Raw genomic sequence first — 14,493 nt, 5'->3', positions numbered from 1 at the left:
CGGCTAAAGCCGCCCCCACAGGGCTTGCACGGTTTTGCAAGCGCTGCGATGCCTGTAGGGGCGGTTTTACCTGCGCACTGCAGTCAATTGGCTGCAGTACTGCCAGCCAGTTTCGGCTGGCGATACAGGTCCAGCAGCACCTGGTCCAGCACCTGCGAGGCACCCCACGGTTTCGGGTCGTTGAGGATCGCAGCCACCGCCCAGGTATGGCCGTTGCTGTCCCGGCTGAAGCCGGCAATCGCCCGCACGGTGTTCAGTGTGCCGGTCTTGATGTGCCCTTCACCGGCCATGGCGGTGCGCTTGAGGCGCTTGCGCATGGTACCGTCCATGCCCACCAGTGGCATCGAGCTCATGAACTCGGCCGCGTAAGGGCTCTTCCAGGCAGCCCGCAGCATCTCGGCCATTTCCCGGGTGCTGACCCGCTCGGCGCGCGACAGGCCAGAACCGTTTTCCATCACCAGGTGCGGCGCGGTAATGCCTTTCTTCGCCAGCCACTGGCGCACCACGCGCTGGGCAGCGCGGGCGTCGTCGCCATCGGCATCGGTGCGGAACTGTGCGCCAAGGCTCAGGAACAGCTGCTGGGCCATGGTGTTGTTGCTGTACTTGTTGATGTCGCGGATCACTTCGACCAGGTCCGGCGAGAACGCGCGGGCCAACAGGCGGGCACTCTTCGGCACGTTCTCGATGCGGTCAGCACCCTGGATGGTGCCGCCCAGTTCGTTCCAGATCGCTCGCACGGCACCGGCGGCGTAGGTCGGGTGGTCAAGCAGTGACAGGTAGGTCTGCGAATTGCAGCCGTCACCCAGTTGGCCGCTGACCGTTACGCTGATGCCATCGGCCTGGGGTACCGGGTTGTAGCGCACATCACCGCTGCACTGTTTCGACGCCACGGCTTTGACCTGGTTGTCGATGCGGATGCTGGCAATTGGCGGCTCGACCGCGACAGTGACTTTGCCGCCATCGTTGCGGGCCACGAAGCGCAAGGCCTTGAGGTTGACCAGCAGCGAGTCGGGCTTGACCAGGAACGGCTTGTTGACGTCGCCGCCATCATCGTTGAACTGCGGCAGGTTGGGTTGCACGAAGTGGCTACGGTCCAGCACCAGGTCACCGGTAACCGTGCGCACGCCATTGGCGCGCAGGTCACGCATGAGCAGCCAGAGCTTTTCCATGTTCAGTTTCGGGTCACCGCCACCTTTCAGGTACAGGTTGCCGTTGAGCACGCCGTTGCTCAGGGTACCGTCGGTGTAGAACTCGGTTTTCCACTGGAAGGTCGGGCCAAGCAGCTCAAGGGCGGCGTAGGTGGTGACCAGTTTCATGGTCGAGGCCGGGTTCACCGACACATCGGCATTGAACACGGTCGGGGTGCCAGGCCCGTCCAGCGGCAGCATCACCAGCGATAGCGCGGTGTCCTGCAACTTGTTGGCCTTGAGCGCCTGTTGAACCTTGGCAGGCAGGGTAGTGTTGACGGCGGCGGCATGGCTGGGCAAGGCGATTGGCAACAGCAGGCCGGCAAGAACGAAGGGACGAAGCGTTTTGATCATAATGGATAAATACCCTGCAGCGAGGGAAAAGGGCTTTGGGGCTGTAAGGAGATGATGGCCCCACGACGTAAAGAGTACGCATTATGCCCCAAGCGTGGCGACGATGCGCCACGTTCGACGGAAAAGACATCGCCAATAAAAAAGGCCACCTCAGTGAGGTGGCCTTTTGATCGATCAAGCCGGGCTGAGTATCACTCGGCCTTGTTGATCGGTTTTTCCGGGTACCAGGCGTCCAGCAGTGGGCTGACTTCGATTTTGGTCAGTTCGCTGCGGCCTTTGAGCCAGGCTTCAACGGCGGCGCGCTGTTCTTCGGTAACCGAGCCACGCTTGACCGAGCACACCAGGCCATAATCGTCACCGCCTACATAGTCCAGGCCGTTGGCATCCATGGCGTCTGCCAGGAACGCATCGAGGAAAGCATCGATTGCCTGGTCATCCAGATCTTCCTTGAATTCCAGGTTCAGCTCGAAGCCCAATTCCTGAAACTCGTCGACACACAGCTTTTTGCGCAGACGACGGGAGCGGTTTGTGGCCATGAAACAATCCTCTTAGGTAATAACGCCGCGCAGTCTACCAGTTAACACGTCTGGCTGCCTGCCTGAGTGCATGTGCTTGCATTCAGGTCCCTGGCCAGTGCCCGTTCGACCCGGCACATATGCCGGGCCAGTGCCTGGCGCAGTTGGCGTTGCTGTGCGGTGGTCAAATCGCTGGCCTGCAGCGCTTCGCAGGCCGCCATCAGGTACGGCGCGTCCAGCATGCGTGCGGCACTCAGCACCTTGTGCGCCTGCTCGGCAATGGCGCTGTCGCCTTGCTGCGGATGCAGTGCCATCAGGCTTTCCAGGTCGGCCCGCAGGCTTTGCTGCAAGGCTTGCAGGAAGCGCTGGCGGTCGCCAGGGTCTGGCCCGACCACTGCAGCCAAGCCGTCCAGCTGGTACAGCTTGCGCCGGAGGGGGGGCTGGTGGCGCGGGCGCACGCCAGCCAGACGCTGGCTCAGGGTGCTCAGGCTGATGGGCTTGAGCAGGCAGTCGTCCATGCCGGCGCTCAGGCACTTGCGGCGAACTTCTGGCTGGGCGTTGGCGGTGTAGCCAAGGATGGTGCAGCGCGGGCGCTTGCCATGGCGTTCTTCGGTACGGATGGCGGTCGCCAGCTGGTAACCGTTCATGTGCGGCATATTGCAGTCGAGCACCAGCACGTCGAAGTTGCCCGCCCGCCAGGTGGCCAAGCCCTCGCGGCCATCACGGGCGCTGGCGTGTTGCAGGCCCAGGTAGCCAAGCTGTTGCGCCATCAATTGCAGGTTGGCCGGGTGGTCATCGATCACCAGCACGTTGAGCCGTGGGTCGGGCACGTCGAGGTTTTCTAGCTGCGGGGCCGGCAGTGCCTCGGCGTCAACCCGTTGCAGAGGCATTTTCAGGCGCACTTGGGTGCCGACATCCTCCAGGCTCTTGATGCTCAGGCTGCCACCCATCATTTCGCACAGGTTGCGGCAGATCGCCAGGCCCAGCCCGGTGCCTGCACGGGCGCCCTGGCTATGGGGGTTGGCCTGGATGAACGGGTTGAACAGACGCTGCAGGTCGTCGGCGTGGATGCCGATGCCACTGTCACGCACCTCCAGCTCCAGGATTGCCGGTGTGCTGGTGCCGTCATCCAGCACACCGGCATGGATACGCACCTGGCCGTGTTCGGTGAATTTGATGGCATTGCTCACCAGGTTCGACAGCACCTGCTTGAAGCGCAGGGGATCGAGCAGCGCGTGGCAGCGTGCGGCGGGCGCGATCATCACTTCCAGTGCCAGGCCTTTCTGCCGCGCCTGGCCGTCGAAGATACGCCCCACCGATTCGATCAGGGCGGCCAGGTCGACCGCCTCAGGGGCCAGCGACAAGTGCCCGGACTCGATGCGCACGATATCGAGAATGTCGCCGATCAGGCCCAGCAGGTCCTTGGCCGAATGGTGCGCCAGCTCCAGCGCATTGCGGTCCACCCGGCCCTGGTCAGCCCGCTTGACCGCCAGTTCGAGCATGCCGATGACAGCGTTCATAGGGGTGCGTATTTCGTGGCTGATGGTGGCCAGGAAGGTGCTTTTGGCACGGTTGGCATCGTCGGCCTGCTGCTTGGCCTGACGCAGCTCCGTGACCAGCTGGCGACGGTCGCTGATATCGATCCAGCCACCAATGATGCCCTGCACCTCACCCAGCGAGTCGCGATACGGCAAAATCCAGTGGTAGATGGTCATGTCCCGGCCCCTGATGCGTAATGGCCGGTCCATGATCAGCGGCGAACCCTCAGCCATGACTTTCAGGTAGTCGGCCTGGATCTGCCGGCTTTGCGCGGGGGCGGCGAACAGGCTGGCTTCGAGCCGCTTGCCGATAACCTGATCGGAGCGGGCTTGCACGGCTTCCAGGTAGCTGTAGTTGCAACTTTGCAGGCGGCACTCGCGGTCCCGAACGTAAATCGGGTGAGGGGTGCCGTTGAGCAGGGCGCGCATGAACGCCAGCTGGTCGTTCAGCGCTCGTTCCGCTTGCTGGCGCTGGCGAATTTGCAGGCGCAGGCGCGCGTTCCAGAGCAAGGCCAGCAGCAACAGTACCGCCGTGCCAAGCACTACCTGCAGCGCAAGCCGCCGGTAACCCTGGCTTTTACTGTCCTCATGCAGGCTGAACCCGCGCCAGCGGTTGTTGATTACCCCCAGTTCTTCCGGCGAGATGCTCTGCAGAGCCTTGTCGAGGATCGATACCAGCGCCGGTGACGGGGCACTGGTGACCATGGCGTAGTTGGCAGGTTCGCTGCCTATCGCGGTGCGGATGACCAGTTCGGGGTTGCTGGACAAGGCATGGTTGGCATCGATCAAGGTGGTGATGACTGCATCGACGGCGCCGCTGTTGAGCAGCGCCATGGAGTAGAACGCGCTCTCGCTCTTGACCCAGCCGATTTGCGGATAATGCCGCGACAGCATGGTATCCATGGCGCTGTAGCGGGTAATGGCGATGCGATGCCCTTGTAACTGTTCGAGTGAACTCGAGGCCAGGTTGTCCTTGCGGCTGACCAGTACGTAGGTGCTTTCCAGGTAGGACCGGCTGATTTGCAGGTTTTCCTCGCCCTCGCCTGTGATGGCCAGTGCGGCGATGACATCGGCGCGGCCATCCTTCAGGCGGGCAATCATGTCGGCGATGCCAGTGGCACGCTGTACTTCGAAGCGCAGACCGGTGCGCAGGCGAATGAGTTCCAGCAGGTCGGCGGTGATGCCGCGAAAATGCCCCGAGCCGTCGAAATAGGATAACGGGGCCGCGGTATCATCGATGGCAACGCGCATTACCGGGTGATCCTGAAGCCACTGCTCCTCGCTTTTGCTCAGTCGCAGCTTGCGGTCGGTGAGCAGCAAGTCGCTGCCGGCGCTCCAGCGCTTGAAGATGCTGGCACGCAGGGTGGCGGGCTGGCTATCGAGGATGGTGTTCACCAACGCCCTCAGCAGGGTGTCCTGTTGGCGCAGGGCAAAGCCGAAACCGATGGCCTCGTGCTTGCCGAAGTTGGCCATGCGCAGCCGCGGCAGATGGCCACGGTTGAGCAGGTAGTGGGTAGAAATGGTGTCGCCGATGAACACGTCAGCCTGGCCGAATGCGACGGCATTGAGTGCCTGGCTGGAGGAACTGAAGGCCAACAGTTCGGCCTTCGGGTAGGCGCCGAGGACCTCCTCCTTGGGCAAATAGTGGTAAAGCATGCCCAAGCGCATACCGTCCAGGCCCGTGTCCAGCGGTCGGCTTTCGTCTTCGCGCGTCACCATCACCGGTTGGTCGATGGCATAGGGGTGCGACAGCGCCAGGCCGTCGCTGCTGGCCTCGTAGCCATTGGCGCTGCCCAGCAGGTCGATATCGCCGTGCCTGAGGGCCTCCACCGCGGCCTGGCGGCTGGAGAAGCGCAGCACCCGCACTGGCAATCGCAAGGCTTTGCCGATCAGGCTGGCGTACTCGGCGGTGAGGCCCTGGTAGTCACGGCCGCCACTGGTGATGTCGAAGGGGGGGTAATCGGGTGCCGAGGTACCCAGCACCAGCTCGTGCCGGTCTTCCAGCCATTGCTGTTGTTCGGCCGTTAGCACAGGCTTGACCGGCCGGGCGGAGGAGCGCGCCAGCAAGGCATAGGATGAGACTTCGGGTTGTGCTGCACGTGCCAGGCCGCTGAACAGCAGCAGGGCGAGCATGAGGCAGACGGCAGGGCGGGCCATGATCACCCTCAGACCAGTGCGTTGCGCTTGGCCATCTCGATCAGGTCGACCAGCGTATTGACCTGCAACTTGTGCATGAGGCGTTTTTTGTAGGTACTCACCGTCTTGCTGCTGAGGAACATGCCCTTGGCAATTTCCTTGTTGCTGCGGCCTTGGGCGAAAAGTTGCAGGACCATCAGTTCACGATCATTTACCTGGCGGAAAAGTTGCAGGTCGGTGTTGGTCACCTGGTTGTGCTTTATTGCCTGGCTGGGGAAGTAGTTATAACCGGCGAGGACGGCCTTGATTGCACTGAGCAGTTCACTCAGGTCTTCCTGCTTGCACACGTAACCGGCAGCGCCTGAATGCATGCAGCGCACGGCAAACAATGCCGGGGACTGTGCAGTCAGTACCAGAACCTTCATGGGCAGGGCCATGGCCTGGAAACGGGCGAGTACCTCCAGGCCGTCTAGCTTGGGGATGCTGATGTCGAGGATGACCAGGTCGGGGTTGCTCTCACGGATCATCTGCATGGCGTCCACACCGTTGTCCGACTCGCCGACAATCTTGTAGTTCTGGTTTTCCAGCAGCATACGGACGGCCAGGCGGATGACCGGGTGGTCGTCGACAATAAATATGGAATGCATGTTCAAATTCCCTGCGGTCGATGAGGGTGACAGCGCGCACCTTATCGCAGTTGGAAGTCGCCGGGCATGCGAGGAAGGGCTATAAGCCCCATATGGGAAATGGCTTACAAGATAAAACAAAACGGGCTACGAAATAGGCGCGTTCAACTCAATGTCAAAGTATGTTTGGTCACTTTTCATTGCATTTTATTCGTGCTGTTTAGTCACCCATCAACAAATGTAGGAAGTTTCCTGCAATGCGCGGTGCAGCGCCGGGCTGGGCCCAGGCTGCACCGGCGCGGTCAGGTGGGGGTGGAGCGCCCGGTCATTTCCCGGGCCATTTCACTGGCGTAGCTGTCGGTCATGCCGGCGATGAAGTCGATCATGCGCAAGAACGCGCTGTGCAGCGAGGCGTGCGGGTCTGGTGCATTGTTGCCGATCAGATCCAGTACCCGCCGGCTCTTGAACGATGGGGTGCGCCCGCCATGCTGTTCAAGCGCTGCACCGCAGAAGGTATTCAGCAAGATCTCCAGCGTGGTGTAGGCGCCGATCTCGTGCAGGGTCTTGCGCTTGTCCTGGAAGATCTTGTTGCGCGCTATGTCCTTGGCCTGCAGCACGCAGCGCTTGGCCGGGCCGTGCATGTGCTCGACCAGATCGCCCGCCAGTTGACCGGCCAGCAAGGCCTTTTGCTGTTCGACGAAGGCGTGGGCGGCGGCGTTGGTCAGGTGTTCGATGGCCTTGCCGCGCAGAATTGCCAGCTTGCGCCGACGGGAGTCGCGGGGGCCAAGCTGGCGGTAGGTTTCCGGCAGGTCGTCGCCGACAAGGTCGAGCAACAGCGCTTCGACTTCGGCGTATTCCAGCAGCTCCATCTCCAGGCCGTCTTCCAGGTCGATCAGCGCGTAGCAGATGTCATCGGCCGCCTCCATCAGGTACACCAGCGGGTGACGTGCCCAGCGTTGGGGCTCCAGTTGCGGCAGCCCGAGCTTGCGGGCGATCTGTTCAAGCAGGGGCAGTTCGCTCTGGTAGCTGCCGAATTTGTGCTTCTTGTAGCCCAAGGCATCGGCGTGACGGGCGCTCCAGGGGTACTTGAGGTAGGTGCCGAGGGTGGCGTAGGTCAGCCGGGTACCACCGTCGAACTGGTGATACTCCAGTTGGGTGAGGACGCGAAAGCCCTGGGCATTACCTTCGAAGTTGAGGAAGTCGGCTCGCTCGTCATCGCTCATGGCATCGAGCCAGCCACGTCCGGCTGCCTGCTGGAACCAGTGGCGGATCGCATCTTCGCCGGAGTGGCCGAACGGCGGGTTGCCGATGTCGTGGGCCAGGCAGGCTGACTGCACGATCATCCCCAGGTCACTGGGCGCACACCAATCCGGCAGGCTGTCGCGCAGGGTTTCACCGACGCGCATGCCCAGCGAACGCCCGACGCAGCTGACTTCCAGCGAATGGGTCAGGCGCGTGTGGATGTGGTCGTTGCTGGTAACCGGGTGCACTTGGGTCTTGCGCCCGAGACGGCGGAAGGCGCCGGAGAAGATGATGCGGTCGTGGTCTTTGTGGAAGGGGCTGCGCCCGAGTTCATCGGCGCTGTACAGCGCTTTGCCCAGGCGCTCGCGGGTAAGCAGGGTATGCCAGTCCAAGGCGCGGTCTCCTGTGGTTCGAGAGCAGCAGCATATCCTGTAGCAGCAGCCTTGTGCGGCGAAGCGGCCCGTTTATCGATACCGAGGTATCGTCGCGACAGGCGCCTTCGCGGCACAGGGCTGCTTCTGCCGGAAGTGCGCAGTGCTCAGGGGCGGCGGTTGCCTTGCAGATACAGGCGCACCAACGGCAGCAGGCTGCTGCCAAGGCGTACCAGACGCGCCAGATTGCCACTGCGCACCCCCTTGCCAGTGAGGAAACCCAGCGCCACCACTGCGCCGATCCCCCACAAGGGAGCATGCTTGATCCCTAGCCCATCCTGCAGCGAGTTGCCCATGCCACGCACACGGCGCAGCGGCTCCAGCATTTGTCCGGATTCGTGGCGGATTTCCTGGCGGTGCATCTCCATGCGCAGGCGTAGCAACGCCTTGCGCAGTTCGCGCGGGTTACGCGTGTTCGGCAGTTCTGGCAGGCTCATGGCAACAGGCGCTCCCGGTCCTTGGCAAGTTCTTCGAGGGTGGCGCCGAACGGCGACGACTCGTCGAACACCGCCGCCTTCAGGCGCAACCCGCAATACAGTGCGGCGATGCCATAAAACACGCACAGGCCGATGATGCCGGCGAGGCGATAGCTGTCCCACAGCAGTACCAGCAACAACCCGGACAGTGCGGTCAGCAGCAGCAGGGCGAACACCAGTGCCAATCCTGCGAACAGCAGCAGGCTCAGCGTACGGCCTTTCTGCTCCTGCAACTCGATGCCGAACAGTTCGATGTGGCTGTGCAGCAGCCCCAGCGCGGCAGCGCCCAGGCGCCTGCCCGAGGCGCTGGCGCCGTTGGCTTCATTCTCCATGGGAACCCCTTTTAGCGCCGGTTGGCCAGCAGGCCGATCAACAGGCCGACGCCAGCGGCGATGCCAATGGCTTGCCATGGGTTTTCCTGCACGTACTGTTCGGCATTGCCCAGCGCCGCCTGGCCACGATCGCGCAGTGAGTCCTGGGTCAGTTGCAGGCTTTCGCGGGCCTGGGCCAGGCGCTCGTGAATCTGCCCGCGCAGTTCGTCGGCCTGGTCACCGGCCAGGTTGGCGGTGTCGGCCAGTAGCTTCTCGGTGTCTCGCACCAAGGCCTGGAAGTCAGCCATCAATATCTCTTGCGCAGTCTTTGCCGATTTGCTGGCCATGGGCCTCTCCCTGTCAATGAGTGTTGGTGTTTCGAGTAACGGCATGCATGGAAGGTTCAAGTGGCGGCGCTGGTATGGGCCTTGCTAAGTCTTTGCCACGTTGCGGGGCGCCAGCGGCGGGTTTTGCGCCGATACAGGGCGCCAGCGCGGCCAATACCCATAAACCTTAACCCAATCCACGACAAACCCAAGAAAAAACCACGCAGGCCTCGCCCGGCTTACCGCAGCAGGGCAGGGGGTTGGCACCGATTCGGTGCAGGGATGCAGGTTCTTGAACTGTCCTGGTGCCTTTTTCAGCAGGTCTGCCTATTTCATGGAAAACATGCACAGCGCGATGGACTCCCTGGTCCACGGCTCCAATACCTTGTTCATTCTCATGGGCGCCATTCTGGTGCTGGCCATGCATGCCGGCTTCGCCTTTCTCGAAGTGGGCACGGTCCGCCACAAGAACCAGGTCAACGCCTTGTCGAAGATCCTCAGCGATTTTGCCATCTCGGCGCTGGTGTACTTCTTTATAGGCTACTGGATCGCCTACGGGGTCAACTTCTTCCAACCGGCCGCAACGTTGGCTGCCGATCATGGTTATGCACTGGTCAAGTGCTTCTTCCTGCTGACCTTTGCCGCAGCGATCCCGGCGATCATCTCCGGTGGCATTGCCGAGCGTGCGCGGTTCGTGCCGCAACTGTGTGCCACGGCGTTGATCGTGGCGTTCATCTACCCGTTCTTCGAGGGCGTGGTGTGGAACGGCAACCTGGGCGTGCAGGCCTGGCTGCAGGCGCGCTTTGGCGCGCCGTTCCATGACTTTGCCGGCTCCGTGGTGGTGCATGCCATGGGCGGCTGGCTGGCGCTGGCGGCGGTGCTACTGCTGGGCGCGCGCCGCGGGCGCTACCGCGATGGCCGGCTGGTGGCGTTTGCGCCCTCGAGCATTCCCTTCCTGGCCCTGGGCTCCTGGATCCTGATCATCGGCTGGTTCGGCTTCAACGTCATGAGCGCCCAGACCTTGCAGGGCGTCAGCGGCCTGGTGGCGATCAACTCGCTGCTGGCCATGGTTGGTGGCACTTTGTCGGCCCTGCTGGCCGGGCGCAATGACCCAGGCTTCCTGCACAATGGGCCGCTGGCCGGGCTGGTGGCGATCTGCGCCGGCTCCGACCTGATGCACCCGATTGGGGCGCTGGCCACGGGCCTGGTGGCGGGCGCCCTGTTCGTCTGGACGTTCACCGCGGCGCAGAACCGCTGGAAGATCGACGACGTGCTGGGTGTGTGGCCATTGCATGGGCTGTGCGGCGTATGGGGTGGGATTGCCTGCGGTATCTTCGGCCAGGTTGCACTCGGCGGCATGGGCGGTGTCAGCCTGGCCAGCCAGTTGCTGGGCAGCCTGATGGGCGTGGTGGTGGCACTGGCCGGCGGCTTTGCCGTGTATGGCACCATCCGTGCGCTGCATGGCCTGCGCTTGAGTCATGAACAGGAGTTTCAGGGGGCGGACCTGTCATTGCACCGCATCGGGGCCACCAGCCAGGATTGATCCAGGCCAGGTGCACGACGGGCGAGGTAGACCTAGAATAGGCTTCTCTGCATGCCAAACCGGACTTGCCCCATGCTGCCTGAATGCCAACTGTTCGGCACCCTCGGCTGCCACCTGTGCGAGGTGGCCGAGGCTGTGCTGATGCCTTTCGTCGATCATGGCCTGTTGGTAGAACTGGTCGATGTCGCCGAAGCCGACCACTTGTTCGACCGTTATGGCCTGATCATCCCGGTGCTGCGGCGCTGCGACACCGGTGCCGAACTGCATTGGCCGTTCGATGCCGAACAGGTGGTGACGTTCCTGGGGCAATGACAGTGGCAGGGGAGATGCAACCCTGCTCCATGGCGGTTGATGCGAGCTGATGATCAGGTGCCGGCGCACAGTTGCCGGTGTCCTTAGCCATCATCGGAACAGTCTGCCATGTTGATCACTCCACATTTCACGCTCGATGAAATGACCGTTTCCCAGCTTGCCGCCAGGGACGGGTTCGATAACATCCCCCCGCCTGACGCCAGGGCCAACCTGAAACTGCTGTGTTGTGCGCTGGAGCAGGTACGCGCATTGTTCGACGCGCCCATCATCGTCAGCAGCGGATACCGCAGCGATAAGGTCAACCGGCTGATCGGCGGTGCTTCGAACAGCCAGCATGTACATGGGCTGGCGGCGGACTTCACGGTGATCGAGGTCAGCCCGCGGGAAACCGTGCGGCGCATCAGCGAAAGCAGCGTGCCGTTCGATCAACTCATTCTCGAATTCGACAAGTGGGTGCACCTTTCCGTGGCGCGCGGCACGCCGCGGCGGCAGGTGCTGACCGTTCGCAAGGGCAGCGGCTACCTGACGGGGCTGCAATGAAGCGCATTGACGGCAACGAGGGGATGTTCGTATGCTGTATATAAATACAGTATCGAGGTAAAGCCATGCTCAACGTCGAGCAACTCAAGTACAGCGTCAACCGCATGCCCGCAGAACGGGTGGCCGACGCCGTTCTGGAACTGCGCCTCGAAGGTCTGGTAACCGATGACCGCACACCGTTCGGCAAAGTCCACTTCAATACCTGCTTCGCCGAGATTGAAGCCTTGTTCCAGCGGGCTGGTTATCACCGTGGGCTGGATGTGGTCGGTTACCAGGGGTTGCTCTACGCCCTGTACGACCCCGGCCGCTGGGAGCCGGTGCAGGTGCTGCGCTGGCTGAAGGAGCGCAGCGAGGCGCTGGCCCGGGCTGGTTGAGGGCGCGCGCTTGGGCGATAATGCGCGGCCGTGAACGTTTCGAGCCCTGCCATGACCACGCCTTTCGACCCCGCCCGCCAGCAAGCCAGTACGGTTTGCCTGCCACCTGGTAACTGGGCGACGGTGCTCGATTGCCTGTGTGATCATTTCAAGGCCATCGACCGCGCCCAATGGCTTGACCGCTTTGCCCGTGGCCGGGTGCTGGATGCCGAGGGGCGGGCGATTGCGGCCGAGTTGCCCTACAAGCGGGGCATGCGTTTGCACTACTTTCGCGAGGTACCGAACGAGCGGCCGATCCCGGTGCAGGAGGTAGTGCTGCATGTGGACGAGCACCTGGTGGTAGCCGACAAGCCGCATTTCCTGCCGGTGACGCCGACGGGTGAGTATGTCGAGCAGACCTTGCTGCGGCGCCTGATCCGTAGGCTGGATAACCCGCACCTGGTGCCGTTGCATCGCATTGACCGGCATACCGCCGGGCTTGTGCTGTTCTCCGCCAACCCAATCACGCGCAGCGCTTATCAGCGGCTATTCCCCGAGCGCCGTATCGACAAACGCTACCAGGCCATCGCTGCAGCCATGCCGCAGCATGCGTTTCCGCTGGTGCACAAAAGCCGCCTGGTACATGGCGAGCCGTTTTTCCGCATGCACGAGGTTGAGGGCGAGGCCAACAGTGAAACCCAGGCCGAGGTGCTGGAAAAGAACGGTGAGTTGTGGCGGTATGGGTTGTCGCCGGTGACCGGCAAGACCCATCAGTTGCGCGTGCACATGGCGGCGTTGGGGGCAGGAATCAGCAATGACCCGTTTTACCCGCAGTTGCTCCAGGAAGAGGATGACTACCAGCGGCCTTTGAAACTGCTGGCGCAGAGTCTGCGGTTCACCGATCCGCTGAATGGCGAAGAGCGCTATTTCGAGAGCCGTCTGAGCCTCGACTGGTAACCCCGGCAGGGTAGGTTGCGCGGTCCGCTGTAGACGCGGCCGCGCAATCCTGTCGTCAGCGGTTGAACCGCTCCACCAGTGAATACTGAGTGCCCGCCGTGCTGGTCAGCTCTTCGCTCAGCAGGGCCGAATGCTGCGCCTGTTCGGCGGTCTGGTCGGCCAGTTCGGCGATGGTGCTGATGTTGCGGCTGATCTCGTCAGCCACTGCGGTCTGTTCTTCGGTCGCGGCGGCAATCTGGGTGGCCATATCGGTGATGTTGGCTACCGCTTCGCTGATCCCCACCAGTGCCTCGTCAGCCTGCATCACCCGCTCGACACCTTCCTGCGCCTGACGGTGGCCGGTTTCCATGGTCAGCACGGCGTTGCTGGCGGTTTGCTGAAGCTTGGCGATCAGGCCGTGGATCTGCCCGGTGGATTCGGCCGTACGCTGGGCCAACTGGCGTACTTCATCGGCCACCACGGCAAAGCCACGCCCCATTTCCCCGGCACGCGCCGCTTCGATGGCCGCGTTCAGTGCCAGCAGGTTGGTCTGGTCGGCGATGCCCTTGATCACGTCGACCACACCACCAATTTCATCGCTGTCCTTGGCCAGTTGCGTGACCGTCTGGCCGGTTTCGCCTACTGCTGCCGACAGGCGCTCGATGGCCTCGCGGGTTTCCCCGGCAATCTGCCGACCCTGGCTGGTCAAGCGGTTTGCTTCCTGAGTGGCATCGGCAGTGCGCTGCACGTGGTTGGCGACTTCCTGGGTGGTGGCGGCCATCTGGTTGACGGCGGCTGCGACCTGCTCGGTCTCCACGCGCTGGCGCTCCAGCCCGGAGGAGCTCTTGTGTGCCAGTGCATCGGACTGGCGCGCCTGGTCGCTGAGGTGTTCGGCGCTGTCCTGCAGGCGGGTCAGGCAGGTCTTCATGCGTGCGTCCTGGCTAAGCATGGCCATTTCCAGGCGCGCCTGCACGCCACGGCTGTCAGTGTACATCTGCGCGATCAGCGGGTCGGAGGTGGTTTGTTCGGCCAGGCGCAACAGGCGCTTGAGGCCGCGCTGCTGCCAGCCCAGACCGAGCAGCCCCAGCGGTACCGAAAGTGCGGCAGCCAAGACAAAGCCCCAGGAATGGCCCAGCCAGTTGCCAATCAGGAAGCCTACCTGGCTGATGAGGATGAACGGCAGCCAGTCCTGCAGCACCGGCAGCCACTTGTCACGGCGCGGCACAGGCGGCTTGTTCTGGTTGATGCGCTGATACAGGGCTTCGGCGCGGCGAATCTGTTCGGCGGTCGGCTTGACTCGCACCGACTCGAAGCCGACCACTTGGTTGTTATCGAAGATTGGCGTGACGTAGGCGTTGACCCAATAATGGTCGCCGGACTTGCAGCGGTTCTTGACGATCCCCATCCACGGCTGGCCCTGCTTGAGGGTCTGCCACATGTGGGCGAACACCGCAGGCGGGACGTCGGGGTGGCGTACCAGGTTGTGGGCCGCGCCGATCAGTTCCTCGCGGGTGAAGCCACTGATATCGACGAAGTCATCGTTGCAGTAGGTGATCACGCCCTTGGCGTTGGTGGTGGAGATCAACCGCTGCTGAGCAGGGAAAGTCCGTTCTCGCTGGGTAATCGGCTGGTTGTTACGCATGGGGTGATAGTCCGCAGGGCTTTCG

14 protein-coding genes are annotated in these 14,493 nt (G+C 62.7%); 5 read left to right on the top strand and 9 right to left on the bottom strand.

Features of this window, described 5'->3' with window-relative positions:
- Positions 1–83: 83 nt before the first annotated feature.
- From dacB to DMX11_RS18485, 8 genes are all read right to left on the bottom strand, one after another.
- Positions 84–1,541: a D-alanyl-D-alanine carboxypeptidase/D-alanyl-D-alanine-endopeptidase gene (gene dacB / locus DMX11_RS18520; RefSeq protein ID WP_110745826.1), complete on the bottom strand. Its 1,458-nt coding sequence runs from the start codon at positions 1,539–1,541 to the stop codon at positions 84–86.
- 191 nt (positions 1,542–1,732) lie between these two features.
- Positions 1,733–2,077, bottom strand: a complete 345-nt coding sequence (locus tag DMX11_RS18515; protein WP_110745825.1) for a YggL family protein — start codon at positions 2,075–2,077, stop codon at positions 1,733–1,735.
- Positions 2,078–2,118: 41 nt separating this feature from the next.
- A complete protein-coding gene (locus tag DMX11_RS18510) occupies positions 2,119–5,751 on the bottom strand; it encodes a transporter substrate-binding domain-containing protein (protein WP_110745847.1) in 3,633 nt (1,210 codons plus the stop codon).
- Positions 5,752–5,759: 8 nt separating this feature from the next.
- A complete protein-coding gene (locus DMX11_RS18505) occupies positions 5,760–6,377 on the bottom strand; it encodes a response regulator transcription factor (protein WP_110745824.1) in 618 nt (205 codons plus the stop codon).
- A gap of 281 nt (positions 6,378–6,658) precedes the next feature.
- Positions 6,659–7,990, bottom strand: a complete 1,332-nt coding sequence (locus DMX11_RS18500; protein ID WP_110745823.1) for a deoxyguanosinetriphosphate triphosphohydrolase — start codon at positions 7,988–7,990, stop codon at positions 6,659–6,661.
- A gap of 146 nt (positions 7,991–8,136) precedes the next feature.
- Positions 8,137–8,466 (bottom strand): hypothetical protein, encoded by a 330-nt coding sequence (locus DMX11_RS18495; protein WP_110745822.1) that lies wholly within the window; start codon positions 8,464–8,466, stop codon positions 8,137–8,139.
- Positions 8,463–8,837 carry a phage holin family protein gene (locus DMX11_RS18490; protein ID WP_110745821.1) on the bottom strand — a complete coding sequence of 125 codons (375 nt, stop codon included), beginning with the start codon at positions 8,835–8,837 and terminating at the stop codon, positions 8,463–8,465. Before DMX11_RS18490 ends, DMX11_RS18495 begins: the two co-directional genes overlap by 4 nt.
- A gap of 11 nt (positions 8,838–8,848) precedes the next feature.
- Positions 8,849–9,163: a YqjD family protein gene (locus DMX11_RS18485; RefSeq protein WP_110745820.1), complete on the bottom strand. Its 315-nt coding sequence runs from the start codon at positions 9,161–9,163 to the stop codon at positions 8,849–8,851.
- 313 nt (positions 9,164–9,476) lie between these two features.
- Here DMX11_RS18485 and DMX11_RS18480 point away from each other — a divergent pair, with 313 nt between their 5' ends.
- The 5 genes from DMX11_RS18480 to DMX11_RS18460 all read left to right on the top strand — a co-directional run bounded on the left by DMX11_RS18480 (position 9,477) and on the right by DMX11_RS18460 (position 12,847).
- On the top strand, positions 9,477–10,685 hold the full coding sequence (locus tag DMX11_RS18480) for an ammonium transporter (RefSeq protein ID WP_110745819.1): 1,209 nt from the start codon (positions 9,477–9,479) through the stop codon (positions 10,683–10,685).
- 72 nt (positions 10,686–10,757) lie between these two features.
- The gene (locus DMX11_RS18475) at positions 10,758–10,997 is read left to right on the top strand and encodes a glutaredoxin family protein (protein WP_110745818.1); all 240 of its coding nucleotides are present in this window, start codon (positions 10,758–10,760) and stop codon (positions 10,995–10,997) included.
- Positions 10,998–11,105: 108 nt separating this feature from the next.
- Positions 11,106–11,537: a D-Ala-D-Ala carboxypeptidase family metallohydrolase gene (locus tag DMX11_RS18470; RefSeq protein WP_110745817.1), complete on the top strand. Its 432-nt coding sequence runs from the start codon at positions 11,106–11,108 to the stop codon at positions 11,535–11,537.
- A gap of 65 nt (positions 11,538–11,602) precedes the next feature.
- Positions 11,603–11,911 (top strand): transcriptional regulator, encoded by a 309-nt coding sequence (locus tag DMX11_RS18465; protein WP_110745816.1) that lies wholly within the window; start codon positions 11,603–11,605, stop codon positions 11,909–11,911.
- Positions 11,912–11,962: 51 nt separating this feature from the next.
- A complete protein-coding gene (locus DMX11_RS18460) occupies positions 11,963–12,847 on the top strand; it encodes a pseudouridine synthase (protein WP_110745815.1) in 885 nt (294 codons plus the stop codon).
- Between the two features lie 55 nt (positions 12,848–12,902).
- Here DMX11_RS18460 and DMX11_RS18455 read toward each other — a convergent pair whose 3' ends face one another.
- Entirely contained in the window at positions 12,903–14,468 is a 1,566-nt protein-coding gene (locus DMX11_RS18455) for a PAS domain-containing methyl-accepting chemotaxis protein (RefSeq protein WP_110745814.1), read from the bottom strand.
- Positions 14,469–14,493: the final 25 nt, after the last annotated feature.

Source organism: Pseudomonas sp. LB-090624 (genome assembly GCF_003205205.1).
Lineage (GTDB): Bacteria > Pseudomonadota > Gammaproteobacteria > Pseudomonadales > Pseudomonadaceae > Aquipseudomonas.
Note: the sequence above shows the minus strand (reverse complement) of the source record. Positions and strands in the feature narration are given on the sequence as shown.